The sequence below is a fragment of the Mycobacterium sp. 1245499.0 genome, from assembly GCF_001673615.1.
Taxonomy (GTDB): Bacteria; Actinomycetota; Actinomycetes; order Mycobacteriales; family Mycobacteriaceae; genus Mycobacterium; species Mycobacterium europaeum_A.
Genome location: NZ_LZMG01000418.1, coordinates 1 through 566 on the forward strand (window position 1 = coordinate 1; position 566 = coordinate 566).

At 66.4% G+C, this 566-nt stretch carries 2 protein-coding genes; one reads left to right on the forward strand and one right to left on the reverse strand.

Features of this window, described 5'->3' with window-relative positions:
- The coding region (locus tag A5646_RS30515) for an SDR family NAD(P)-dependent oxidoreductase (protein ID WP_369806994.1) at nucleotides 1-92 on the reverse strand (92 nt) is incomplete at its 3' end.
- On the opposite strand from A5646_RS30515, the gene A5646_RS26115 reads away from it, so the two are divergent.
- Nucleotides 52-366, forward strand: coding sequence for an SDR family NAD(P)-dependent oxidoreductase (locus A5646_RS26115; RefSeq protein ID WP_369806992.1), 315 nt, complete (start codon nucleotides 52-54; stop codon nucleotides 364-366). The two genes, A5646_RS30515 and A5646_RS26115, sit on opposite strands and share 41 nt — an antisense overlap.
- Nucleotides 367-566 lie beyond the last annotated feature (200 nt).

Here is a 566-nt window from a genome sequence, read left to right on the forward strand (position 1 = left end):
ACGACCACCCGGAATCCCTGCTCCGCCATGACCAATGCGGTTGCCGCCCCGATGCCCCGGCTAGCTCCGGTGATCACGTTGGGAACCGCCAAGGCGGCAATGGATCAGTTCGTCCGGTACGTCGCACTCGAGCTGGCTCCACACCAGATCACCGCCAACCTCGTTTCGCCCGCCACGGTCGCCGACCCGACGGCGAACTCGCTGTTGACGGCCGAAGAAGTAGGCCAGCTCGGGGCGACAAATCCCATGGGGCGGCTCGTCACGCCGGAAGAGGTGGCCAAGGCGGTGGCGTTTTTGGCCGGCGAGGATTCCGGTTTCATCACTGGCCACTGCCTGGAGGTCAATGGCGGCCTCGCCATGGATTGACGGCCGATCCGTCCGGAAAGGGGTGCGGCGTGCACACGATCGATCTGGCATACGTCGGGCGTGGCATTCACGAGGAGCTGATCGCCCACGTCGCCGATCAGGAGGGCTACTACCGCGACGAAGGTGTGCACGTCGCCATCCGCGACGGGGTCGGCTGGCAAGCACAGCGGCTGCGCCACGTCGCGGTGATCGGCCTGGGT

Bases quoted from the DNA above. Each gene is read 5' to 3' on its own strand.
- A5646_RS26115 (WP_369806992.1), top strand. From the start codon at position 52: ATGCCCCGGCTAGCTCCGGTGATCACGTTGGGAACCGCCAAGGCGGCA.